Annotated in this window: 24 protein-coding genes; 23 read left to right on the top strand and 1 reads right to left on the bottom strand. The window is 38.2% G+C overall.

Going from position 1 to position 23,686, the window contains the following annotated elements; all coding sequences use genetic code 11:
* Positions 1-12 precede the first annotated feature (12 nt).
* The 12 genes from PI85_RS04600 to PI85_RS04545 all read left to right on the top strand — a co-directional run bounded on the left by PI85_RS04600 (position 13) and on the right by PI85_RS04545 (position 13,780).
* Positions 13-873, top strand: a complete 861-nt coding sequence (locus PI85_RS04600; protein WP_233301359.1) for a DUF4179 domain-containing protein — start codon at positions 13-15, stop codon at positions 871-873.
* Between the two features lie 55 nt (positions 874-928).
* Positions 929-2,125 (top strand): chromate efflux transporter, encoded by a 1,197-nt coding sequence (gene chrA, locus PI85_RS04595; protein ID WP_233301358.1) that lies wholly within the window; start codon positions 929-931, stop codon positions 2,123-2,125.
* Positions 2,126-2,294: 169 nt separating this feature from the next.
* Positions 2,295-3,440: a radical SAM family heme chaperone HemW gene (hemW, locus tag PI85_RS04590; RefSeq protein ID WP_036127204.1), complete on the top strand. Its 1,146-nt coding sequence runs from the start codon at positions 2,295-2,297 to the stop codon at positions 3,438-3,440.
* An 89-nt stretch (positions 3,441-3,529) separates the two neighbouring features.
* Positions 3,530-4,558 carry a heat-inducible transcriptional repressor HrcA gene (hrcA, locus tag PI85_RS04585; RefSeq protein ID WP_036127203.1) on the top strand — a complete coding sequence of 343 codons (1,029 nt, stop codon included), beginning with the start codon at positions 3,530-3,532 and terminating at the stop codon, positions 4,556-4,558.
* A gap of 17 nt (positions 4,559-4,575) precedes the next feature.
* On the top strand, positions 4,576-5,148 hold the full coding sequence (gene grpE, locus PI85_RS04580; protein ID WP_036127202.1) for a nucleotide exchange factor GrpE: 573 nt from the start codon (positions 4,576-4,578) through the stop codon (positions 5,146-5,148).
* A 75-nt stretch (positions 5,149-5,223) separates the two neighbouring features.
* Complete coding sequence (gene dnaK, locus PI85_RS04575) at positions 5,224-7,059, top strand: molecular chaperone DnaK (protein WP_036127200.1); 1,836 nt, start codon at positions 5,224-5,226, stop codon at positions 7,057-7,059.
* 232 nt (positions 7,060-7,291) lie between these two features.
* On the top strand, positions 7,292-8,410 hold the full coding sequence (gene dnaJ, locus PI85_RS04570; protein WP_008179481.1) for a molecular chaperone DnaJ: 1,119 nt from the start codon (positions 7,292-7,294) through the stop codon (positions 8,408-8,410).
* Positions 8,411-8,431: 21 nt separating this feature from the next.
* Positions 8,432-9,373, top strand: coding sequence for a 50S ribosomal protein L11 methyltransferase (gene prmA, locus PI85_RS04565; RefSeq protein ID WP_008179480.1), 942 nt, complete (start codon positions 8,432-8,434; stop codon positions 9,371-9,373).
* An 83-nt stretch (positions 9,374-9,456) separates the two neighbouring features.
* The gene (locus tag PI85_RS04560) at positions 9,457-10,194 is read left to right on the top strand and encodes a 16S rRNA (uracil(1498)-N(3))-methyltransferase (RefSeq protein WP_036128144.1); all 738 of its coding nucleotides are present in this window, start codon (positions 9,457-9,459) and stop codon (positions 10,192-10,194) included.
* Positions 10,195-10,417: 223 nt separating this feature from the next.
* The gene (locus tag PI85_RS04555; RefSeq protein WP_036127199.1) at positions 10,418-11,227 is read left to right on the top strand and encodes a CsxC family protein; all 810 of its coding nucleotides are present in this window, start codon (positions 10,418-10,420) and stop codon (positions 11,225-11,227) included.
* 261 nt (positions 11,228-11,488) lie between these two features.
* A complete protein-coding gene (locus tag PI85_RS04550; protein WP_235318453.1) occupies positions 11,489-12,886 on the top strand; it encodes a BC_2427 family protein in 1,398 nt (465 codons plus the stop codon).
* A 126-nt stretch (positions 12,887-13,012) separates the two neighbouring features.
* Positions 13,013-13,780 (top strand): CsxC family protein, encoded by a 768-nt coding sequence (locus PI85_RS04545; protein ID WP_036127197.1) that lies wholly within the window; start codon positions 13,013-13,015, stop codon positions 13,778-13,780.
* Between the two features lie 80 nt (positions 13,781-13,860).
* Here the strand turns inward: PI85_RS04545 and mtaB are convergent, their stop codons facing one another.
* Positions 13,861-15,210: a tRNA (N(6)-L-threonylcarbamoyladenosine(37)-C(2))-methylthiotransferase MtaB gene (gene mtaB / locus PI85_RS04540; RefSeq protein WP_036127196.1), complete on the bottom strand. Its 1,350-nt coding sequence runs from the start codon at positions 15,208-15,210 to the stop codon at positions 13,861-13,863.
* 374 nt (positions 15,211-15,584) lie between these two features.
* On the opposite strand from mtaB, the gene deoC reads away from it, so the two are divergent.
* From deoC to PI85_RS04485, 11 genes are all read left to right on the top strand, one after another.
* Positions 15,585-16,256: a deoxyribose-phosphate aldolase gene (gene deoC, locus PI85_RS04535; RefSeq protein WP_036127195.1), complete on the top strand. Its 672-nt coding sequence runs from the start codon at positions 15,585-15,587 to the stop codon at positions 16,254-16,256.
* A gap of 127 nt (positions 16,257-16,383) precedes the next feature.
* Positions 16,384-16,608 (top strand): spore coat associated protein CotJA, encoded by a 225-nt coding sequence (locus PI85_RS04530; protein WP_008179464.1) that lies wholly within the window; start codon positions 16,384-16,386, stop codon positions 16,606-16,608.
* Positions 16,605-16,868 carry a spore coat protein CotJB gene (locus tag PI85_RS04525; protein WP_008179462.1) on the top strand — a complete coding sequence of 88 codons (264 nt, stop codon included), beginning with the start codon at positions 16,605-16,607 and terminating at the stop codon, positions 16,866-16,868. Before PI85_RS04530 ends, PI85_RS04525 begins: the two co-directional genes overlap by 4 nt.
* A 24-nt stretch (positions 16,869-16,892) precedes the next feature.
* The gene (locus PI85_RS04520; RefSeq protein WP_031417041.1) at positions 16,893-17,462 is read left to right on the top strand and encodes a manganese catalase family protein; all 570 of its coding nucleotides are present in this window, start codon (positions 16,893-16,895) and stop codon (positions 17,460-17,462) included.
* 387 nt (positions 17,463-17,849) lie between these two features.
* Positions 17,850-18,023 (top strand): 30S ribosomal protein S21, encoded by a 174-nt coding sequence (gene rpsU, locus PI85_RS04515; RefSeq protein WP_004227078.1) that lies wholly within the window; start codon positions 17,850-17,852, stop codon positions 18,021-18,023.
* A gap of 303 nt (positions 18,024-18,326) precedes the next feature.
* Positions 18,327-19,655, top strand: coding sequence for a nodulation protein NfeD (locus tag PI85_RS04510; RefSeq protein ID WP_036127190.1), 1,329 nt, complete (start codon positions 18,327-18,329; stop codon positions 19,653-19,655).
* Positions 19,656-19,658: 3 nt separating this feature from the next.
* Entirely contained in the window at positions 19,659-20,663 is a 1,005-nt protein-coding gene (gene floA, locus PI85_RS04505; protein ID WP_008179446.1) for a flotillin-like protein FloA, read from the top strand.
* A 25-nt stretch (positions 20,664-20,688) separates the two neighbouring features.
* A complete protein-coding gene (locus tag PI85_RS04500; protein ID WP_036127186.1) occupies positions 20,689-21,168 on the top strand; it encodes a hypothetical protein in 480 nt (159 codons plus the stop codon).
* Positions 21,169-21,224: 56 nt separating this feature from the next.
* Positions 21,225-21,473: a hypothetical protein gene (locus PI85_RS04495; RefSeq protein WP_012295256.1), complete on the top strand. Its 249-nt coding sequence runs from the start codon at positions 21,225-21,227 to the stop codon at positions 21,471-21,473.
* Position 21,474: 1 nt separating this feature from the next.
* The gene (locus PI85_RS04490; RefSeq protein WP_036127184.1) at positions 21,475-22,587 is read left to right on the top strand and encodes a sporulation protein YqfD; all 1,113 of its coding nucleotides are present in this window, start codon (positions 21,475-21,477) and stop codon (positions 22,585-22,587) included.
* Positions 22,588-22,589: 2 nt separating this feature from the next.
* Positions 22,590-23,546, top strand: a complete 957-nt coding sequence (locus tag PI85_RS04485; protein ID WP_008179439.1) for a PhoH family protein — start codon at positions 22,590-22,592, stop codon at positions 23,544-23,546.
* The last annotated feature ends 140 nt before the right edge of the window (positions 23,547-23,686 follow it).

The following is a 23,686-nucleotide window of genomic DNA, read 5'->3' as shown; positions in this document are numbered from 1 at the left end:
TATAAAAAAGAGGTGTACTTGTTGTCCGATGATATCTTTCGAGTTGTAGATTTAAATAAGGAAAATCGAGGACGCAAAAAATGGGGAATTGTTGTTGTATTCTTATTAGTCTTAGTAGTTAGTAGTTCTTCTTTGCTGTACTGGTTATGGGATAGGGAAGTAGATTTTGAAGCTTATAAAACAGAGGTAGGGGAAACAGCTAACAATAGTCTTGGGCGTTTAACGTTAAATGAAGTGATCATGGATGACAATCAAGTTTTATTAAATGCAACCTTCGAGCCTGCTAAAGAGTTTAAGCCAGATCATCAGGTGTTTTTCTTTCCCCAAATACTTGTTAATGGTAAAGATTATATGGTTCGTAATGGAGGTCAGTCTATTGCAAAATCTGCAAATGTTTATACCATTTATAATAGCATCAAAATGGATGATTTCCCGACAGATGAAATTTTAGAATTGGATATTCGTTATAAAGATTGGAATGTAGAAACACGCATTGAAAAGCCGTGGGAATTTCAAGTAGAGGCATCACAAGAGCAATTACAAGAAGATCGACATATTTTTCCAATCAATAAAAAAGTCAAACATATTGATCAGCAAGAGTTAATGATTGATCGTGTAGTTTCCACCCCTATCTCTACTACTATTTATTTTCATTCTGAGAAAAGTATTGTCAATGAGGCTCTACTCTTTAAAATTCAGTCTAAAGGTGGGCAATCATGGACTTTTGAAACACCCTATCCTTTAAATAAAGAAGGGACAAAGTGGGGAAGCCGTTTGGATGGACTATACTTATCTGAGAAAAATTATACGTTAGTTCCTGTCGATAAGGATGGGAGTAGACTTGATTCCGCCATTAAAATAAAAAAAGATTAGCGATGAATGAAAATTTACAAACTCTTAATCTGAAAGGATCACCTTTCCGTGTAAGATGAAAAAAAAGATATGGAAAGTAGTTGAGAGTTTGCGAACGCTATGGGAGATTTTTTATGTTTCATTAAAATTAGGTTGTACGTCATTTGGGGGACCAACAGCTCATTTAGGTTATTTTCAACAAGAATACGTGCAAAAACGTAAATGGCTATCTGCCCAAGATTATAGTCAGCTTGTCATATTGAGTCAATTTTTACCAGGGCCTGCATCTAGTCAGGTGGGAATGGGGATTGGCTTATTAAGGGGTGGTTTATTAGGGAGTGTACTTTCATTCCTGGGCTTTACGCTACCCTCTGTGTTGTTATTGATGGTATTTGCCTATATTTCCATGTATACAGAGTTAAAAATGGATTGGATACATGGTTTGAAGTTAGTAGCTGTGGCAATTGTGGCACAAGCAATATTTGATATGAGTAAAAAATTACTATCAACAAAATTGCATGGGGTGATCGCTATAATGGCGCTTATCATCGTGCTATTATGGGCCCATCCGCTGGCACAAATAACAGCCATTTTACTAGCTGCTTGTATCGGCTTTCAACGAATAAAAAAAAGTAACGAGGGCAATGCACCTTTAGCGATTCATATGCCTATTTCTAAATCCACTGGTATTGCTTTATTAAGCCTTTTCTTACTATTGCTCTTTGGGTTACCGATGATGAGTACTTTGTGGAATCATGAATGGGTAACAATGCTTGAGAAGTTTTATCTAGCAGGGGCACTTGTATTTGGTGGAGGTCATGTAGTCTTACCTTTATTAGAGGCACAGTTTGTTCAAAGTGGACAAATGAGTACTGCGGACTTTTTAGCAGGCTATGGTATGACACAGGCAGTTCCAGGGCCATTATTTACATTTGCAGCTTATATTGGCATGGCTATTGCTGGTGTGCCAGGAGCGATTATCGCCACTTTGGCAATTTTCCTACCAGCATTTTTGTTAGTAATAGGGGCCCTCCCTTTTTGGTTCAGCTTAAGCCGTAATATCCGACTAAGGGGAGCCATGTCAGGAGCCAATGCGGCAGTCGTCGGAATTTTGGTCGCTGCCTTTATCCATCCGATTGTGACACAAACTATTCAAAACGGATTAGATGTTGTCTTTGTCGCTGTATTCTTATGGTGTTTAATGCGCTGGAAGATGCCACCTTACTTATTGGTGCTTTTAGGTATAGTAGTCGGTATTATTTGTTATACATGAATTGAACTAGTAGGCTAGAGGGATTTCTTTGGCATACTAGTTTTTAGTTTGTAGAAAAAATAATGGGGAAAAATATGTGTAAACCCACTAGATGGTTTCATAGCGTTCCTTCTATTGATTCGTTATAATGTAGAAATGGAAAAGACTTAACGAGAAAGAAGGGAAAGCTATGGCACGAGGTGTTTACATTCATATTCCTTTCTGTCATCAAATCTGTAATTATTGTGATTTCAATAAATTTTACTTTAAAAATCAACCAGTGGATGAATATATAGAAGCACTTGGGAAGGAAATGGCGCTTGCAACGCAAAAAAATCCAGAAAGCTTTCGTCATATCGAAACCATTTTCTTGGGTGGAGGTACACCAACAGCATTATCGCCACAGCAATTGGACAAACTTCTAACATTAATTCGTACGTATATTCCAATGAATAGTGTGACAGAATTTACATCAGAGGCGAATCCAGATGAATTGTCTGCGGAGAAATTGCAAGTTTTGTTTGAGGGCGGTGTCAATCGACTAAGTATGGGTGTGCAATCCTTCGATCAGGGACTGTTACAAAAAATAGGACGGACACATAGTAACGAGCATGTGTATGAAACAATTGCTTTGGCTAAAAAAATCGGCTTCCAAAATATTAGTATTGATTTAATGTATGGATTGCCAGGCCAAACAATGGCCCAATGGAAGGACTCATTAGAAAAAGCATTAGCCCTTGATTTACCTCATTTCTCTGCTTACTCCCTTATTGTGGAGCCAAAAACGATTTTTTATAATCAGTATGCAAAAGGAAAGCTCCTTTTACCAACAGAGGATTTGGAAGCGGATATGTACGATGTTTTAATGCAGCAAATGGAATTGCATGGTCTTCAACAATACGAAATTAGTAATTTTGCAAAGCCTGGTTATCACTCGGAGCATAATAAGATCTACTGGGATAACGATGAATATGCTGGCTTTGGTGCTGGTGCCCATGGATATCTAGCAGGTGTACGCTATTCCAATCACGGACCTTTAAAAAAATATATGGAAACTGTCTTCGCAGGGGAACTTCCAATTGTCCATGAGCATGAAGTATCACAGGCTGAAAAAAGAGAAGAGCAAATGTTTTTAGGACTGCGTAAAACTGAGGGAGTTAAGCACAAAATATATGAAGAGAAGTTGAAGGTACCGATCGTAGCTCATTATGATTCTGTCCTGAAAGAGCTAGTATCAAAAGGACTTTTAGAACATGATGATGTGGGTGTTCGCCTCACAAGAAAAGGGCGTTTTGTGGGTAATGAGGTATTTCAACAATTTTTGCTAGAAGAATGAGCGATATCGTTGACATAAATTGTGGGATTTGATAATTTAATAATAGTATTAGCACTCCTCTTAGTTGAGTGCTAACAGAGGTGATAATCATGCTAACAAATCGGCAGTTACAGATTTTGCAAGTAATTATAGATGACTTTATTTTATCTGCACAGCCGGTAGGTTCTCGCCAAATCTCCAAAAAACAAGGGATTACATTTAGTCCAGCCACAATTCGAAATGAAATGGCGGATTTAGAGGAATTAGGCTATTTAGAAAAAACGCATACTTCCTCTGGTCGAGTGCCTTCGGAAAAGGGTTACAGATTTTATGTAGATCATTTGTTGAGTCCTCAAGGTATTAACTCGAGAGACATTCAACAGATCCAATCGATTTTCAATGATCGACTTGTAGAAGTAGAGCATATTATCCGAAAGTCAGCCAATATTCTATCAGAGCTGACATCTTACACTTCCATACTATTAGGGCCTGATGTTCAAAGACATCGTGTCAAAAGATTTTCGATTGTACCACTGTCAAGTGATACAGCAGTAGCGATTATCGTGACGAATAATGGACATGTTGAAAATCGCTTATTTAATTTACCACCAGATTTTACCGCTTCGGATTTAGAAAAAATGGTCAATATCTTGAATGATCGCCTAATAGGTGTGTCATTAGATGAGCTCCATAAAAGTCTAGAAGCTGAAGTGTTGGCAGTCTTACAGCAACATGTTCGATCAGCGGATGATTTTATTCATGCACTTGTAACAGCGACCATGCAAAATCCAGAAAGTAAGATTTTCTATGGTGGTAAAACGAATATGTTTAATCAACCTGAGTTTCATGATTTAAATAAAGTCCGTATGATATTGGACTTAATGGAAACGACCAGCCAAGTGCAGTCATTATTCCATCCAAATGAATCAGGCATTCATATTCGAATAGGCTCTGAAAATAAACAGCTAGAAATGGAAAATTGCAGTGTCATTACCACTACGTATTCTATTGGTGATGATCAACAGGGAGCCATTGCTATTATTGGCCCAACACGCATGGATTATAAGCGTGTGGTGGCATTATTAGACGTAATACGCTTAGACTTAACACAAGCATTTATGAAGAATCGTAGTGAGTGATTATGAGGAGGATTCAAGTGACGGAAACAACTGAAAACAAAGATTTAGTACAAGATGATGTACAAGCTGCAACGACAGCAGAGGAAGTAGAGCGCACAGAGGTTCAAGAAGAAGTTGAATTATCAGTGGAAGAACAATATGAGGCGAAACTTGCTGAATTACAAGCAAAGCTAGATGACGAGGAAAACCGACACCTACGTCTACGTGCAGATTTTGATAATATGCGTCGTCGACAACAACTAGATCGTGAGGCTGCTGAAAAGTACCGAGCGCAAAGCTTATTATCGGATTTACTGCCAGTCCTTGATAATTTTGAGCGTGCATTACAGGTGGAGACAACTTCTGAAGAGACTGCATCTATTATTAAAGGAATTGAAATGGTGTATCGCTCGTTGCTAGACGCAACAGAAAAAGAAGGTCTGCAAGTGATTAAAGCAGAAGGTGAGCAATTTGATCCAAATATCCACCAAGCTGTTATGCAGGAACAGGATAGTGAAAAAGAGACGGGTGTCGTCTTACGCGAGCTACAAAAAGGATATATCTTAAAAGATCGTGTTTTACGCCCAACTATGGTATCTGTGAACGAATAGTCTTAGCACTATTTAGTCAATTAAAATTAGTGAAAAAACGCATCCTTTGCGTCGAATTAATAGGAGGAAATTTTAATGAGCAAAATTATCGGTATTGACTTAGGAACAACAAACTCTTGCGTTTCTGTACTTGAAGGTGGCGAACCAAAAGTAATTCCAAATCCAGAAGGAAATCGTACAACACCATCTGTTGTTGCATTTAAAAATGGCGAACGCCAAGTTGGTGAAGTAGCAAAACGTCAATCAGTAACAAACCCGAACACAATCATCTCTATTAAATCAAAAATGGGTACAGCTGAAAAAGTAACGGTGGAAGACAATAACTACACTCCACAAGAAGTATCTGCTATGATTCTTCAATACTTAAAAGGTTATGCAGAAGATTACTTAGGTGAAAAAGTTACGAAAGCAGTAATTACAGTTCCTGCTTACTTTAACGATGCACAACGCCAAGCAACAAAAGATGCTGGTAAAATCGCTGGTCTTGAAGTTGAGCGTATCATCAATGAACCTACAGCTGCAGCACTAGCTTATGGTTTAGATAAACAAGATCAAGATCAAAAAGTATTAGTATTTGACCTTGGTGGTGGTACATTTGACGTATCGATCCTTGAGTTAGGTGATGGTGTTTTTGAAGTATTAGCAACTGCTGGTGATAACAAACTAGGTGGGGATGACTTCGATGACGCAATTATCGAATATTTAGTGGCTGAATTCAAAAAAGAAAACGGCATTGATTTATCAAAAGATAAAATGGCCATGCAACGTTTAAAAGATGCTGCTGAAAAAGCGAAAAAAGACTTATCTGGTGTAACATCAACACAAATCTCTTTACCATTCATTACAGCTGGTGAAGCAGGTCCATTGCACTTAGAGATTTCTTTAACACGTGCGAAATTCGATGAAATTACATTACCATTAGTAAATCGTACAGTAGGTCCAGTACGCCAAGCATTATCTGATGCAGGTCTTTCAACTTCTGAACTTGACCAAGTTATTCTAGTTGGTGGTTCTACTCGTATTCCTGCTGTACAGGAAGCAGTACGTAAAGAAACTAACAAAGAACCTCACCGTGGTGTAAACCCAGACGAAGTTGTAGCAATGGGTGCTGCAGTTCAAGGTGGCGTTTTAACAGGTGATGTGAAAGACGTTGTATTACTTGACGTAACACCACTTTCACTTGGTATTGAAACAATGGGTGGCGTGTTCACGAAATTAATTGACCGTAACACTACAATCCCAACATCTAAATCACAAGTATTCTCTACAGCAGCTGACAACCAACCAGCAGTAGATATTCACGTCCTACAAGGTGAACGCTCAATGGCTGCAGACAACAAAACATTAGGTCGCTTCCAATTAGCAGATATTCCACCAGCACCACGTGGTGTACCTCAAATCGAAGTAACTTTCGATATTGATAAAAATGGTATTGTATCTGTAAAAGCGAAAGACCTTGGTACAAATAAAGAGCAAACAATTGTAATCCAATCTGATTCAAGTTTATCAGAGGCAGAAATTGAACGCATGGTAAAAGACGCAGAGGCTAATGCTGACGCAGATGCTAAACGTAAAGAAGAGGCAGATCTTCGCAATGAAGCTGACCAATTAGTATTCCAAGTGGATAAAACAATTACCGACCTAGGTGAGCAAATTACAGAAGACGAGAAAAAATCTGTAGAAGATGCTCGTGATGAATTGAAAAAAGCACTTGAAGCTGGCGAATTAGAAGGAATTAAAGCAGCTAAAGAAAAATTAGAAGGTGTTTTACAGCCATTAGTTATGAAAGTTTATGAACAAGCGGCAGCAGCTGCTCAAGCAGCACAAGGCGGAGAAGCAGACGCTGGTGCTGGTAAAAAAGATGATGGTGTTGTAGACGCTGATTTCGAAGAAGTAAAAGATGATAAATAAGAATTAAACGTACAGTAAAGTGAAAAAGCCAAAGACCGCTTGCGGCTTTGGCTTTTGTCATGATGTAAGGTTATCTTCCTAGTAAAGGTACCAATTAAGAAATGCTTGCATACGTTAACACTGCTAGGAAGTAAAAACCTCAAATTTATACAGACGAATACTCAAAAAATAAGGCAGTTTTATCGACTGCATGTTACAATAGATTTTATGCAAACAGAGCGGAGTGTGAATCATGGAGAAACGCGATTATTACGAGGTGCTTGGCCTAACAAAATCGGCAACAAAAGATGAAATCAAAAAAGCATACCGTAAACTATCAAAGCAATATCACCCTGACCTTAATAAAGAGCCGGGTGCAGATGAAAAATTCAAAGAAATCGCTGAAGCATATGAAGTATTAAGTGATGATCAGAAAAAAGCACGCTACGACCAATTTGGTCATGAGGACCCAAATGCTGGATTTGGTGGTGGCTTTGGAGGCGGCGGCTTTGGCGGCTTCGAGGATATTTTCAGTTCATTCTTTGGCGGTGGTGGACGTCGTCAGGACCCAAATGCGCCACGCAAAGGTGACGACCTGCAATATCGCATGAATATTAAATTTGAAGAAGCTATTTTTGGGAAAGAAACAGAAATCGAAATCCCTAAAGATGAAACGTGTGAAACTTGTCATGGCTCCGGAGCAAAGCCTGGTACACAACCTGAAACATGTTCGACGTGTAATGGTGCTGGTCAAATCAACCAAGCAGTGGATACACCATTTGGTCGTATGATGAACCGTCGTTCTTGTACAACTTGTCATGGGACAGGGAAGATCATTAAAGAAAAATGTTCAACTTGTCGTGGAGAAGGAAAAGTTCAAAAACGCAAGAAAATTAAAGTGTCCATTCCAGCTGGTGTCGATGATGGTCAACAAATTCGTGTATCTGGTCAAGGTGAGCCAGGTATAAACGGAGGACCAGCAGGGGATTTATATATTATGTTCCGTGTTCAAGGTCATAATGATTTCGAACGTGATGGAGATGATATTTATTTCGAGTTGAAATTGACATTCCCACAGGCAGCACTGGGAGATGAAATTGAAGTACCAACTGTTCACGGTAAAGTAAAACTACGCATTCCAGCTGGTACACAGTCAGGTGCTCAATTCCGTTTAAAAGATAAAGGTGTAAAAAATGTTCATGGCTATGGTACGGGGAACCAGTATGTAACCGTGAAGGTGATGACGCCAGAGAAATTAACGGAAAAACAAAAGCAATTATTACGAGAATTTGCAGAAATTAGTGGCGATATCCCTGAAGAGCAAGGAAGTTCACTATTCGATAAAATTAAGAAAAAATTCCAAGGTGAATAATTAGAGGAGCTGAAGAGCTACGTGAAGTGGTCAGAATTATCCATTCATACAAAAAATGAAGCGGTAGAAGCAATTTCGAATATTTTGCATGAAGCAGGAGCAAGTGGTGTTGTTATTGAAGATTCTGCAGAGTTTGCGAAGCCACGTGAAGATCAATTTGGTGAAATATATGCGCTAAATGAAGAGGATTTCCCGAAGGATGGCGTCATTGTAAAAGCTTATTTATCGGAGTCTAGTTTCTTAAATGAAACGGTCGAGGAAATTAAAGCAGCCATTACAAATCTAACGAACTTTAACATAGATATTGGTGAAAATGTAGTATCCATTGTTGAGGTTAATGAGGAAGATTGGGCAACTGCATGGAAGCAATACTACCATCCTGTCAAAATTTCTGAACGCTTTACCATTGTCCCAACATGGGAGCAATATACACCTGTCTCAACAGATGAATTAATTATTGAATTAGATCCAGGTATGGCATTTGGTACTGGAACACATCCAACTACAGTGATGTGTCTACAAGGTCTTGAAAAGGTCATCAAAGAAGGCGATACGGTTGTTGATATTGGAACAGGGTCAGGCGTATTGTCTATCGGAGCGGCACTACTTGGGGCTAAAAATGTGCATGCCCTCGATCTAGATGAGGTTGCAGTTCGCTCTGCACAAGAAAATGTTGCCTTAAATAAAGTAGAGGACAAAGTAGCTGTTTTCCACGGTAACCTATTAGATACGGTTAAAGAACCAGCAGATGTGGTTGTCGCAAATATTTTGGCAGAAATCATTATGTCCTTCACTGACGATGCATTTACAATTGTGAAACCAGGTGGATTATATGTCACTTCAGGCATTATCGGTGCCAAACGCGATGATGTTAAAGTAGCTCTGGAAGCTTCAGGCTTTATAATTGAAGAAGTATTATTAATGGAAGATTGGGTAGCGATCATTGCCCGTCGACCACTATAACTTGATGGAGGAAGCGCCAAATCGTAAGCCATGTGCTGGCGATTTGGCGCTTTCATTTCTTGCTAGAAAGGATTGTGGAGCATATGCAACGATATTTTATTGAAACAGCCATAGAGAATTTACGGATTAGTGGAGATGATGCAAGGCATATTGAGCGAGTGATGCGCATGAAACAAGGCGATCAGATTGTTGTTGTTGCACAAAATATTGCTCATATTTGTACGATTACAGGATTTGAAGGTGATGAGGTAGTGGTTGACGCTACTGGCGAAACTATCCCTTCATCGGAGCTACCTATTCAAATAACAGTAGCTTGTGGCTTACCAAAGGGCGATAAGCTAGAGCTGATTACACAAAAAGCGACAGAGCTTGGCATGTTTGCCTTACTGCCATTTGAAGCGGAACGCTCGATTGTGAAATGGGACAAGAAAAAAGGGGCTAAAAAGCAAGAGAGATTGCAAAAAATTGCAAAAGAGGCGGCGGAACAAGCCCATCGTACACATATTCCAACAGTGTATGAACCTGTTACATTTAAACAATTGTTACAAGAAATAGACCAATTTGATGCCGTTTTTATCGCAGACGAAGAGGATGCAAAAGCTGAGAAACGCACACGATTTGCGGACAAGCTTAGACTTGTGCATGATCAAAAATTAACATCAATGCTTATTATTTTTGGTCCAGAGGGTGGCATTTCTCGTAAAGAGTCAGAGGCCTTGTTACATGCTGGTGCTCAAACCATGTCGTTGGGACCAAGAATTTTACGTGCAGAAACAGCGCCACTGTATGCGTTGTCTGCCATCTCATATGAATTTGAATAAATGCTATGCTAACGATGAGTAATAGGGAAGCCACCTAATTTTATTTAGGTGGTTTTTTTATGAGTTCCTTTTTGAACAGGAGGCAGATTTAGTATTCAGGCTCAAAAATTCCAAATTAAATATGGAAGAGAACAAGTTCAATGTCCATATATAGATTTTATTGCTACATATTCTAGCGATAGGAGAGCTCACTAAAACTATAAATTGAAAAGAGGTAATTTTTTTGAGTGAACAATTTGATAGTCAGATTCAACCGATTCAACCTTGTCCAGTAACATCAACTGAACAAATCCCATTAACGAATGATTTTACGCAACTAATAGCTACACCAGTAACAGCGCCAACTATTAAAATTCCAGTAGTATTGGCAGAGCCAACTTTACAAATCGTTGTAGAGTCAGATATTACCCTAACTCCAGCAGCAACTGAAATCAAAAGAGTAAAAAAACATGTCTTTCTCAATCAAGTGAAGCTGGTACCAGTTAACTTTGCACGAATTGCTGGTACTGACTATTTCAGAGTAACAAGAGCTAAATTATTTGTAGCAGGCCATATTCGTAAAAATATCGAATATGCTTCATCCGCATGTAGTGGTGCACTTCGTGACAGAATTGCTGACGTTCCGTTTTCTGGTTTTACAGATCTTACTTTCCCACAAACAATTGGGGGCTCTACACCAATCTTAGGAATATCCGAGTTTGCAGAAGCGAACTTCCTAAATGAAGCGACTCAAATGGATGCTCGTCTTGATAAGGCTTTCTTCCAAAATCTTGTGAAATACAATGAACAACCATTTGGTGAATTAGTAGCAGCGAACTTCTTTGAACTTGATTTTTCACCAATTATGGCAGCACCAGAATGTACATTTAGCACATTACGTGAAAAAATCGTATTAGAATTAACTGTAAAAGTATTGCAAGTTCAACAAATTCGTTTGGGAGCTGGAAGTAGCGTAGTAACTCCTGTTCTTCCAGGACTTACACCACCAGTTTCACCACCAGTTAATCCTACTCCTCCTTCTGAATTTTGTTAATCGCAACTATTGAATAAAGTCATAACAAGGCACTAATCAAAATTCATAATTTTTTGCTGGCAGTTGACAGTTCGGATTTTATTCGGACTATTAACTGCCTTTTTACATCCAAAAACGAATGGACCATACAAAACGTATTAAACTGAGACTTCTGTGACAAATAGGGAAATCAAGCATACTATAAATTGTAATTAGAATGGCAATCTTTCCATTAAAGATGAATGGATATAAATGTACCTAATATTGTTTGGGAGTGAACGAATGAATACTCCATGGATTAACTTTAGAGAGATGAGAGAAGTATCTTCTAAGCAAAATAAATATACGGATTGGGCGTATCAGACAAAAGATAACGAATCTTCAGGAGATGGAAAGGAAAGCAATTCTCGACTTAGTGAAATAGAAGATGAATCACCTACAACGGATTCGATAGCTATCCCTCCTGACATACCTAGACCATCAGAAACAACCGATGAGAAAAACAATGAACCTCCACTAGGTAACGATGAGAATTCTTTGGAGGACGATGTAGTATCCGATCAAGACTTAGTATTAGATGAAGGAGAAATCGAATCTTTCCTACAAAGTGATCAGAACCTTGAAGAGAAAATAGCTTTAATAGAGCGATCAGATGCCAATAAAGACCTACCCATTTCAGCAGAGACGAATAGGGAGGAAGAAATCGCACCTTCGCCAAATATTGAAACTGGTGCTATTGAGGAATCAATTTTAACAAAACATGTACTCGTATCTACAGAAACGAATAGGGAGGATGTTGAAGAAATCCCATCTGATTATGATGAGTCCCGGGTGGAAGAACATGATTTAGCAACTCACTCAGATGCAGAATCTACAGTCGAAAATAAAAGGCACTTTGAGGACACTGTGGATACGGAGAAAGACAATCCCATTCCAAAATCGTTGTATGGAGAGATATACTCCATTACTAAAAAATGCCCGTTTTCTACGTATGTAGAGATTAATAATTTTCTCCATGCTCCTATTTATGGTGAACATGTTCAAAATACTACATTCGAATTTCTGGATAAAAACGATCATCTAACTCCACAATTTGAAACAAAGCTTTTCCATACGACAGCAGATTATCCTGACCATCCTGAATGTCGTTTAGTTCGGTCAGACATTAATCAATTGATTTCAATCATGAAAACTGATACGAATGATAAAAATAATATGCAGCATCGTCCCTTTCAATCAGTGGTCACTCCTGTACATAACTCACCATCAATTGAAAAAGGGGAAGCCAGCTCTTACGCATCTGATTTAATACATATTCGAGTACCTGTTGTAGTTGGGGAATATAAAATTGAACTATGTCTTGAAGAGATTATGGCATTTGAAAAAGGGATTGTAGGCGTGAAAGAAATCTCGAATAAGGTAGTGCTTACCAACTGTAGATTTATACCTATTCGTTTATCCCAATCATTAGAGAATGGAACATGTACAGCAGTAAAGGGAAAGTTATTGATAGGAGGCTATATACAGCAGAATATTGAATATACAGCATTGGATTCACAAAATGAGTCAATAACTCATGCCAATCGATTAAGTCAGAATATAGTTTTAGAATTAATTATCCATATGTTACAAGTGCAAAAAATCCTAGTTCTATATGACAGTCCACGCCTTGGGCAATAATAGAAGTTTTTTCACTCAGCATAAAAGTTTCTTTTCTAATATATACGTCCATATATAGTTTTAATTGCTACATATTCTAGCGATAGGAGAGCTCTCTAATACTAAAAATGAAAAGAGGAATTTTTTTTGAGTGAACAATTTGAAAATCCAAATTTACCTTGTCCTGTAGCATCAACAGAGCAAATACCATTAACGAATGAATTTACACCAGTAATTACTACACCAGTTACGGCACCAACTATAAAAGTTCCAGTTGTGCTGGCAGAACCAACATTGCAAATCGTTGTAGAGTCAGATATTACACTTACTCCGCCAGCAACTGAAATCAAAAGAGTGAAAAAAAACGTATTCCTAAATCAAGTAAAACTAGTACCAGTTAGCTTTGCACGAATTGATGGTACAGACTTCTTTAGAGTAACTAGAGCTAAATTATTTGTAGCAGGCCATATTCGCAAAAATATCGAATATGCTTCATCAGCATGTAGTGGGGCACTTCGTGATAGAATTGCTGACGTTCCATTTTCTGGCTTTACAGATCTTACTTTCCCACAAACAATTGGAGGTTCAACACCTATCTTAGGAATTTCCGAGTTTGCGGAAGCGAACTTCCTTAATGAAGCGACTCAAATGGATGCTCGTCTTGATAAGGCTTTCTTCCAAAATCTTGTGAAATACAATGAACAACCATTTGGTGAATTAGTAGCAGCGAACTTCTTTGAACTTGATTTTTCACCGATTATGGCAGCGCCAGAAGGTACGTTCAGTACATTACGTGAAAAAATCGTATTAGAATTAACTGTGAAAGTATTGCAAGTGCAACAAATCAGATTAGGCGTTGGAAGTAGTGTCATAACACCAGTTCTTTTCGGGCTCACGCCTCCTACTAGCCCTTAATAATTACTAGTTACCTTAATAATTCAAATCAACCAATAAAATGGGTTGCCTATATTACTAGGCAACCCATTTATTATTGATTATTTAACTGTCTCTAAAACACGTACAAATTGTCCTTGTGAATGTGGGTAGCCTGCTTGTGTAATTTTCACCTTTACAAGCTGTCCGATAAGACTTTCAGGACCCTCAAACACTACTTTTAAGTAATTATCTGTATAGCCCGTTAAAAGGCCTTCCTCTTCACTGCCATCATGTACAAATTCTTCAGGAATAACTTCTAGCACTTGATCTTCAAAACGAGAAGCATACTCTTTAGCAAGTTGATCATTTAGGGAGATGAGTCGGTGTACACGCTCATTTTTTATGTCTTCATCAATTTGATCTTCCATACGTGCAGCAGGAGTTCCTGTACGTGGAGAAAACGGGAAAACATGTAGTTCAGAGAATTTATGATCGCGAATAAAGTTGTATGTGTCCATAAATTCTTCTTCTGTCTCACCAGGGAAACCGACAATTACATCAGATGTAACAGCTAAATCAGGTAAGGCTTCATGTAATTTCGTTAAACGTTCGCCGAAAAATTCCATTGTATATTTACGACGCATACGTTTTAACACCGTATCAGATCCAGATTGAATGGGAATGTGTAAGTGATTCACGACAATTTTAGAATCACGTAATACGTCAATCACTTCATCTGTCAATTGGCTAGCCTCAATGGACGAAATACGGAGACGCTTTAATCCTTTTACATTGGCTTCTAGATCACGTAATAATTGGGCAAGGTTATAATCCTTTAGATCTTGACCATACCCACCCGTGTGAATACCTGTCAAAACTATTTCAAGATAGCCTGCATCTACTAATTGCTGTGCTTGATGTAATACTTCTTGTGGATCACGAGAACGCATTAAGCCACGTGCCCACGGGATTATACAAAACGTACAGAAGTTATTACAGCCCTCCTGTATTTTTAAGGAAGCACGTGTGCGGTCTGTAAATGCTGGTACATCTAATTCCTCATACACACGATTTTTCATAATATTACGTACGGCATTAATTGGCTGACGCTCAGCACGATATTGGTCAATATAACCAAGTAATTTTGTGCGGTCCTGCGTACCAACAACAATATCGACCCCAGGAATTGCCATAATTTCTGCTGGCGAAGTTTGTGCGTAGCAACCTGTTACACATATCACTGCATCTGGATTTTGTCGAATTGCTCGACGAATCACCTGACGTGATTTCTTATCTCCAGTATTAGTAACTGTACATGTATTAATGACATAAACGTCCGCTTGTTGATCAAATTCAGTGCGATCATAGCCTTCATCTTTAAATAGCTGCCAAATGGCTTCTGTTTCGTAGTGGTTTACTTTACAACCTAGAGTATGGAAACTCACGATTTTTGATCGCTCGTTACTCATAATTTATATCATCCTTTCAACTTCACATTACCTTGTGTTTCTTCACATTTAAATTATTTTGTAGTGTACATATTTTAGATACGTGATTTATGATAACATAATCCTTTTAAAATCAATACTTTAAAGATTTTTTTGTGAATGTTTTTGTCCTCTTTTTTGGGGGACTAATTGTTTTACTAGTGGGTAAACTATACGGAAATGAAAGTAGTTCAAGGATACCATTACTTGAAACTACATGTATCTATTAAAAAAAGCTAATTTCACAAGAACAACACCAGTAATCATTTAAATAGAAAGAAATTAGACGGCAACGTGAAAAAATGGTATGATTCGAAGAGGTACGTACATCTTGATTAAAGAAGGAGCGTTAAAAAATGGAACAAAATTTTGCGCGTATGATCGATCATACATTATTAAAGGCTGAGGCAACAAAGGAACAAATTGAAAAACTATGTGCGGAAGCGAAGCAATTTAATTTTGCCTCTGTATGTGTAAATCCTACTTGGGTAAAACAAAGTAGCGAATTATTACAAGGTTCAGACGTGTTGGTTTGTACGGTTATTGGATTCCCTCTTGGTGCCAATACATCAGCAGTGAAAGCATTTGAAGTAAAAGATGCAATTGCGAACGGTGCAAATGAGGTAGATATGGTCATTAATATTGGTGCATTAAAAGATAAAAATTATGATCTTGTACAAGCTGATATTGCTGCAGTTGTGGAAGCAGCTAAAGGTAGTGCACTTGTAAAAGTCATCATTGAATCATGTTTATTAACAGATGAAAAAAAAGTAAAAGCATGTGAGCTTGCTGTGGCAGCTGGTGCTGATTATGTGAAAACATCTACTGGTTTTTCAACTGGTGGCGCAACTGCAGCAGATATTGCCCTAATGCGTAAAACAGTAGGTCCTGATCTTGGTGTTAAAGCTTCAGGTGGTGTTCGTAGCTTAGAGGACATGAAAAGCATGGTGGAAGCAGGAGCAACTCGTATTGGTGCAAGCTCTGGCGTAGCCATCATGAATGGTTTAATCGCAGATTCTAATTATTAATTATTTCTTTTAGTGTGTACAAGCCACTAGCTCAGTAAGAAGCTAGTGGCTTTTTTTCATATAGAATAATACCTTCTATCATCACATATACTCCACTGACGATTTTGAATACAGAAAGGAGGATGTCATGTTTACACAATATAAGTATTGGAAGCCTTATATTAGTCCCTTTGATCCCTGCAAGCCTATCGAAGTAAAGTATTATGCTACACCACCACAATTATATATGGGTTTTCAGCCACCTGGACTTCCCCAATTCCAAACACCAAGAGAGGCACTTATGGCAGGAACACTATGGCCACAATTATTTAGTCCCTATCCATTTCCGACTAAAAGGAGGGATGAAGCATGACTAAAAAGATGCCGCCTGAATTTTATACCCTACTGGAAGAAATTCAGGCAATTGATTTCGTCATTGTTGAGTTAAATCTCTATTTAGACACACATCCACATGATTATGCTGCCATTCAACAATTTAATGAAAACACTGAAAAAAGTATGAAGCTCAAAGTCAACTTTGAACAAAAATTTGGGCCATTAATGAATTTTGGAAGAAGTTATTCAGATTATCCTTTTAATTGGGTTGATACCCCATGGCCGTGGCAAGTATAACATATTATTAGGAGGAATTTATTCTTGTGGTATTATGAAAAAAAACTTCAATACCCTGTAAAGGTTAGTACTTGTAACCCTATGCTTGCAAAATTTTTAATTGAGCAATATGGGGGTGCTGATGGGGAATTAGCTGCAGCACTTCGTTATATGAATCAACGCTATACGATCCCTGATAAAGTGGTTGGTTTATTAACAGATATAGCGACTGAGGAATTTTCACATTTAGAAATGATTGCTACGATGATTTACAAGCTGACAAAGGATGCTACGCCAGAAATGTTAAAAGAAGCAGGATTAGGAGATCATTATGTAAATCATGACAGAGCTTTATTCTATCAAAATGCCTCTGGTGTGCCATTTACAGCAACTTATATTCAGGCAAAAGGGGACCCAATAGCAGATTTATATGAAGATATTGCCGCAGAGGAAAAGGCACGTGCCACATATCAATGGATTATTGATTTATCTGATGATACCGATTTAAATGACAGTTTGAAGTTTTTACGTGAACGTGAAATTGTCCATTCCCAACGTTTTAGAGAAGCGGTAGAAATTTTAAAAGATGATAGAGATCAACAGAAAATCTTCTAAGAAAAAGTGGTTGGCTGTATCAAGGGGGCTTGAGACAGCCTTTTTACTATTAGAATGGGTAAACTAATTCTGAGGGATTAAAAGCATATTGGAAAGTTTCATCCTGTTCCTCACTGTATTGTGAACAGTCGGAGGATTATTTACATAAAATCATATTATAACTTTTCACTATGAAAATCCTTCATTGTTTGGAAAATACAATGTATTCAAATATGACCTCATTGTTCTTGTATAATTTAGACAAAAATAAAACCAAAAATTCACTTGATATTTTCGCACACTTTCTATTGACCATTATTAGACAATACGATATAATTTTTTAGTACACAACAGAAGGTTATTTGCCTAATTGTGTATTGACGTGTGTTCGGAGGGAGGGAAAGAGAGATGTCAAAAACTGTCGTTCGCAAAAACGAATCGCTTGAAGATGCTCTTCGCCGCTTCAAACGTACTGTATCAAAAAGTGGTACAATTCAAGAAGTTAGAAAGCGCGAGTTCTACGAAAAACCTAGCGTAAAACGTAAAAAGAAATCAGAAGCTGCACGTAAACGTAAGTGGTAATTTAATTTCCCATTAAAAATCCCTACGTTCATAACACGCAATCGTATGATTCACTGAGCAGACAAAGATATACCTGGAATTAATTACAGCTGTAATTAATTTCAGGTATTTTACATTGCTCGTTTTACGTACATATGAAAAAGCCGGATGAATATCATGTAGATTCATTCGGCTTTTTTGTGTAATACTAAGTAATATAAGCAATAGGTACATATAGACGAAATAATTTTTTAGATTTGTGAAACTTTTTACATGTTCGACCGTATATACAGAGGAGAAGCATGTTAGAAGGGAGGGAAAAAGGTGCGAAAACGGAGAATCCTTAGTTACTTACTAGTGATTTGGATGACTTTTTTGTTAGCGTTTCCATTAACTTCGGCTTTTGCAAGCAGTAAGGTCTACCACGTTCCTATTCATAATGAAGTGGAGCGAGGGCTTCACGCATTTTTAGAACGAGCTTTTAATGAGGCGAAAGAAAATAATGCGAAAGCGATTATCTTAGATATACATACGCCTGGCGGATTTGTAAATGCAGCAAGTGATATCGCCATGCTTATGGATGCAACAGATATACGGACGATTGCTTTTATAAATAAGGATGCCCATTCAGCAGGTGCTTTTTTAGCCTTACATGCGGATGAAATCTACATGGTACCCAATGGAACAATCGGTGCAGCAGCTGTTATCGACTCAGCAGGTAATGCGGCTGATTTGAAAGCAAATAGTGCATGGCTTGCTCAAATGTCGGCAGCAGCGGAGACATCAGGTCGAGATCCTAAGTATGCTTTAGCAATGGCTGATTCGAGTTATGAATTGCCGGAGTACCGTGCGGAAGGAAAAAATCTATTAACGCTTTCAGCATCGGAGGCATTAAAGGTCCAATACTCAGAGGGTACCGTGAAAAATTTTCAGGAACTTTTAGAGAAAATAGACTTACAAGACAGTGATGTCGTTCCAATCGAACCAACATTCTCTGAGAAATTGGCTCGTTTTATTACAAATCCAATCATTGTTCCAATTTTATTATCCATTGCAAGTCTAGGTCTTGTAATGGAACTCTATTCGCCAGGATTTGGAGTTCCGGGTATAATGGGATTATCAGCACTCGGTTTATTTTTCTTTGGACATATGGTTGCAGGCTTTGCTGGCTATGAATCCTTATTGTTATTAATTATTGGTTTAGCACTTGTTGTTGCAGAGTTTTTTGTTCCTGGTGGAATTGTTGGTATTTTAGGTGGTGTGCTCATAATACTAAGTTTATTACTGGCAGGTGCAAATATTATGCAAATGATAATAGCAATTCTCATTGCGCTTGTAATAGCGATTATAGGAATGGTGATTCTGATGAAATTTTTCGGGAAAAAACTGCATGTTTTGAACAGGCTGGTGCTAATGGATGCAACTACGACAGAAGAGGGCTATGTATCCAACGTCAATCGCACAGAATTGTTAGGAAAAGTAGGGACTACACTTACTCCTTTACGTCCATCGGGTACAATGGTTCTTGGCAGTGAACGCGTTGATGTTGTATCAGAGGGCGGCTATGTCGATGCAAATAAACATGTAGAAATCATTAAAGTTGAAGGCTCACGTATTGTCGTGAGACAAACAGAAAAAGAGATGGAGGAATAGAAAATGGGTTTTGATTTAGCATTAATTGGTCCTATCGCTGGACTGGTTATTTTATTCATTGTACTAGCGGTATTCTTTACCTTTGTACCAGTAGCACTATGGATTTCTGCACTGGCTGCAGGCGTCCGTGTTAGCATTTTCACATTAATTGGGATGCGTTTACGTCGTGTAATTCCGTCTCGAATTGTAAATCCGTTGATTAAAGCACATAAAGCAGGTTTACCTGTTACGATTAACCAGCTTGAAAGTCACTATTTAGCTGGTGGTAATGTAGACCGAGTTGTCAATGCATTAATTGCTGCTCACCGCGCGAATATTGAATTATCTTTTGAGCGCTGTGCCGCGATTGATTTAGCTGGGCGAGATGTATTAGAAGCAGTTCAAATGTCTGTAAACCCAAAAGTTATTGAAACACCATTTATTTCAGGTGTAGCGATGAACGGGATTGAGGTAAAGGCTAAAGCCCGTATTACGGTACGTGCCAACATCGAGCGTTTAGTCGGTGGTGCTGGTGAAGAAACTGTTATTGCCCGTGTAGGGGAAGGGATCGTTTCTACAATTGGTTCAGCAACTAGCCATACGGAAGTATTAGAAAATCCGGATATGATTTCACAAACAGTTTTATCAAAAGGTTTGGATTCAGGAACAGCCTTTGAAATCTTATCCATAGATATTGCCGATGTAGATATCGGTAAAAACATTGGTGCAGAATTACAAATTGAACAAGCGCAAGCAGATAAAAACATTGCCCAAGCGAAGGCCGAAGAGCGTCGTGCAATGGCTGTAGCGAATGAGCAAGAAATGATTGCCCGTGTTCAAGAGATGAAAGCGAAAGTTGTAGAAGCTGAAGCAGAAGTACCTCAAGCAATGGCAGAAGCATTACGCTCAGGTAATCTTGGTATTATGGATTACATGAACTATCGTAACATTCAAGCTGATACGGCTATGCGTGATTCCATTTCAAAAGTAAGCAACGATAAACCAGAAACAAACGAACCAAATGTTTAATAACGGAAAGGAGCGGAACTAACATATGGAACAATTAATTATTTTTGCAATAATTGCCATAGTCAGCTCTATTTTCGGAAAATCAAAAAATAAAAAACCACAAAAACCGATGCCTCCTTTTAATAATAAGGATACACGTGTAGAGTCACCTGTTTTGGAAGAAACTCCGCAACGTCATCAAAAACCACAAAGTTTTGAAGATTTTGCTCGAGAATTTATTGGGGATTGGATTCCAGAAAATGAAAAGGTTCAAGACACTAAAAAATATGTTGAGGAACAAGTGAAGAAAGAAGTACCAAGCTATGTTGTGCCACCTGTCACTCCAGCTGATGTGCCACACCGTTCGTCTACACGAGAGCGAAAAGGACGATTAGCAGCTGGGAAGGAAGAAGTGAAAGCAACTGGGACACATTCTCCTTTTCAAGTTCCACAATCAAAAAATGCTCTCATGCAGGCTGTGGTAATGGCTGAAATATTAGGTCCTCCAAAAGCAAAAAGAAAATAACTAGCATGTCCTCCTTTTTCGATGCATATATTGCCGAAGAAGGAGGCATTTTTTTTATGAAAAAATTATTTCAATTAACGCCACTACTTGAATTGTCCGAATATGAATCATTAAAAATCATTGGACCTTATCGTTTTATTCATGCAGATGCAACGACATGTTCGTTTGCTTATGCAGATTATCATATTACTGTTACTGCGGATCTGGTGAAGATTCATGCACTAAAAGAAGAAATGCTTCATCTTTCTGTTGAAAATTTACAAGAGATTCATATGAAAATGACAAAGAATATGGGTGTGAGCTAAAATGTGGAATAATCGGCCAATCATTATACGTATAAAGCGCCATGAAAATGTTCATCCTTTTATTCAAGCATTGCACGCACAACATATTCCGTTAAAGCGTGTTGTCTTTAGAGAACAAGAGGTTTCATTTGAAACAACGATGCATCATTTACCAAAAATTCGCCGTATACGAAGAGGCTTTCGTTTGAAAATGGCTGTTTTTTATGCGGATGAGCTGCAAGTTTTCCGAGCTCAGGTTTGGACTTTGCTTGGTTTGGCTTTGATGATTGCCATCCCAATAATTGGTGCGCAAGTGATTTGGAAAGTAGACATTGAAGCAGCGACACCTGAATTGGAGCAGCGCTTAGGTAAAACCTTTCATGATACATTTCAAATAGAAACACCACTTTCTAAAAAAAATTTACCTTCTAATACTGTTATACGCCAAAAGCTACTAGAACAGCATCGAGAGCTCTCTTGGGTGCATATTGAAAAAAATGGTGGACGCGTGGTACTAAGACCACAGGAATCACCTAAACAAACGAAGCAGACAAATGAAAAATTGGCATCGCAATTAGTAGCAACGAAAAGCGGTATTATTACTCACTTTGATATCCAAAATGGGGAGCGGAAAATTTCAGTAAATGATACAGCCTATGAGGGGGATGTTCTTGTTAGTGGTGTGATTGAAAGTGGAACAAATCATGTCTTTGTTGGCGCAAAGGGCGAGGTTTATGCAGACTATTGGCTAGAATGTACTTTTAAAATTCCTACAAAAATTACAATGGAAACCTTGCAACAAAAGCAATGGCGAGTATTGGTGAAAGGTATTCATCAAGAAAAAGTTGATTATGTGCAAAAAAAGGATTTACCGAATTGGCTAGACCCTTATGTGTCAATTGTGGAGGAGCAGCAAACGAAAACGATGCAGGTGGAGCTTGATGAATCGAAAATTGAGTCTTTACTCATCCCACTCCTGCATGAAAAAGTAATACGTTCGTTACCTGCTAAATCCATCATCAAAAAAGAAAACCTTTTACAGGCAAAGTGGGGTAATGGTACAGTTGAAGGGAAAGTTCTATTTTTAGTCAATGAAAACATTGCAAGTCCAATACATGGCCTACAAGGAGAATGATTATGTCAGAACAGTTAACTGTATTACAAGTGGATAATCCAAACGAAGCGGTTATGCTACTCGGAATTTCCGATGCAAATATGAAGCTGGTTGAGGAAGCACTTAATGTTCATATCATTACCCGTGGTGAACAAATTCAACTTGCGGGTGAAGAAAGTGCTAAGGAACAGGCAACATATCTGCTGCATGCATTATTGAAGGTCATTCGCAAAGGTATTAATATTGATCAACGTGATGTATCTACAGCTATTGAAATGACTCAAAAAGGTACCATTGAATATTTCGCAGAACTTTATGATGAAGAAATAGCACGCACGACAAAAGGTAAACCAATTCGTGCAAAAACAATTGGTCAACGAGAATACATACAAGCAATCCGTCATAAAGACGTTGTTTTTGGTATTGGTCCAGCCGGTACTGGGAAAACGTATTTAGCGGTAGTCATGGCAACGCAGGCACTTAAAAATGGGCATGTCAAGCGCATTATTTTAACTCGTCCCGCTGTTGAAGCAGGAGAGTCTCTAGGCTTCCTTCCTGGTGATTTAAAGGAAAAGGTAGATCCTTATTTAAGACCTCTCTATGACGCCTTAAACGACATCTACGGGTCTGAACAGACCCAACGATTAATTGAACGAGGAACGATTGAAATTGCACCATTGGCTTATATGCGTGGCCGTACATTAGATGATGCTTTCGTAATTTTAGATGAAGCACAAAATACTACTCATCAACAAATGAAAATGTTTTTAACACGATTAGGCTTTGGTTCGAAAATGGTAATTACAGGTGATAAAACACAAATCGATTTGCCTAAAAATACGGAGTCTGGCTTAATCGTAGCAGAACGTACATTAAAATATGTGAAATCAATCCATTTCCAAGTGCTAGAACAGGGGGATGTTGTCCGTCACCCAATAGTAGCTAAAATCATCCAAGCCTACGAAGAACAGCAACTTTAGAATGGCAAAGCCATTCTAAAGTGTGCCCTGAAAGCGAAGCGACAGGGGCAACGTGTTTAAAAAAATCTGCCCTGTAAATGTGAATGATTAAAATATGGAAAAAAATGTGACAGCTATACGAATTTGTATAGCTGTTTTTT

This window comes from Lysinibacillus sp. A1 (assembly GCF_000801965.1).
Classification (GTDB): domain Bacteria; phylum Bacillota; class Bacilli; order Bacillales_A; family Planococcaceae; genus Lysinibacillus; species Lysinibacillus fusiformis.
The sequence above is the reverse complement of the archived record's forward strand: the minus strand, read 5'-3'. Positions and strand labels throughout refer to the sequence as shown.

Coding starts and splice junctions, on each gene's coding strand:
- chrA (WP_233301358.1), top strand. CDS start 929: ATGAAAAAAAAGATATGGAAAGTAGTTGAGAGTTTGCGAACGCTATGG.
- hemW (WP_036127204.1), top strand. CDS start 2,295: ATGGCACGAGGTGTTTACATTCATATTCCTTTCTGTCATCAAATCTGT.
- hrcA (WP_036127203.1), top strand. CDS start 3,530: ATGCTAACAAATCGGCAGTTACAGATTTTGCAAGTAATTATAGATGAC.
- dnaK (WP_036127200.1), top strand. CDS start 5,224: ATGAGCAAAATTATCGGTATTGACTTAGGAACAACAAACTCTTGCGTT.
- dnaJ (WP_008179481.1), top strand. CDS start 7,292: ATGGAGAAACGCGATTATTACGAGGTGCTTGGCCTAACAAAATCGGCA.
- PI85_RS04560 (WP_036128144.1), top strand. CDS start 9,457: ATGCAACGATATTTTATTGAAACAGCCATAGAGAATTTACGGATTAGT.
- PI85_RS04550 (WP_235318453.1), top strand. CDS start 11,489: ATGAATACTCCATGGATTAACTTTAGAGAGATGAGAGAAGTATCTTCT.
- mtaB (WP_036127196.1), bottom strand. CDS start 15,210: ATGAGTAACGAGCGATCAAAAATCGTGAGTTTCCATACTCTAGGTTGT.
- deoC (WP_036127195.1), top strand. CDS start 15,585: ATGGAACAAAATTTTGCGCGTATGATCGATCATACATTATTAAAGGCT.
- PI85_RS04530 (WP_008179464.1), top strand. CDS start 16,384: ATGTTTACACAATATAAGTATTGGAAGCCTTATATTAGTCCCTTTGAT.
- PI85_RS04525 (WP_008179462.1), top strand. CDS start 16,605: ATGACTAAAAAGATGCCGCCTGAATTTTATACCCTACTGGAAGAAATT.
- rpsU (WP_004227078.1), top strand. CDS start 17,850: ATGTCAAAAACTGTCGTTCGCAAAAACGAATCGCTTGAAGATGCTCTT.
- floA (WP_008179446.1), top strand. CDS start 19,659: ATGGGTTTTGATTTAGCATTAATTGGTCCTATCGCTGGACTGGTTATT.
- PI85_RS04500 (WP_036127186.1), top strand. CDS start 20,689: ATGGAACAATTAATTATTTTTGCAATAATTGCCATAGTCAGCTCTATT.
- PI85_RS04495 (WP_012295256.1), top strand. CDS start 21,225: ATGAAAAAATTATTTCAATTAACGCCACTACTTGAATTGTCCGAATAT.
- PI85_RS04490 (WP_036127184.1), top strand. CDS start 21,475: ATGTGGAATAATCGGCCAATCATTATACGTATAAAGCGCCATGAAAAT.
- PI85_RS04485 (WP_008179439.1), top strand. CDS start 22,590: ATGTCAGAACAGTTAACTGTATTACAAGTGGATAATCCAAACGAAGCG.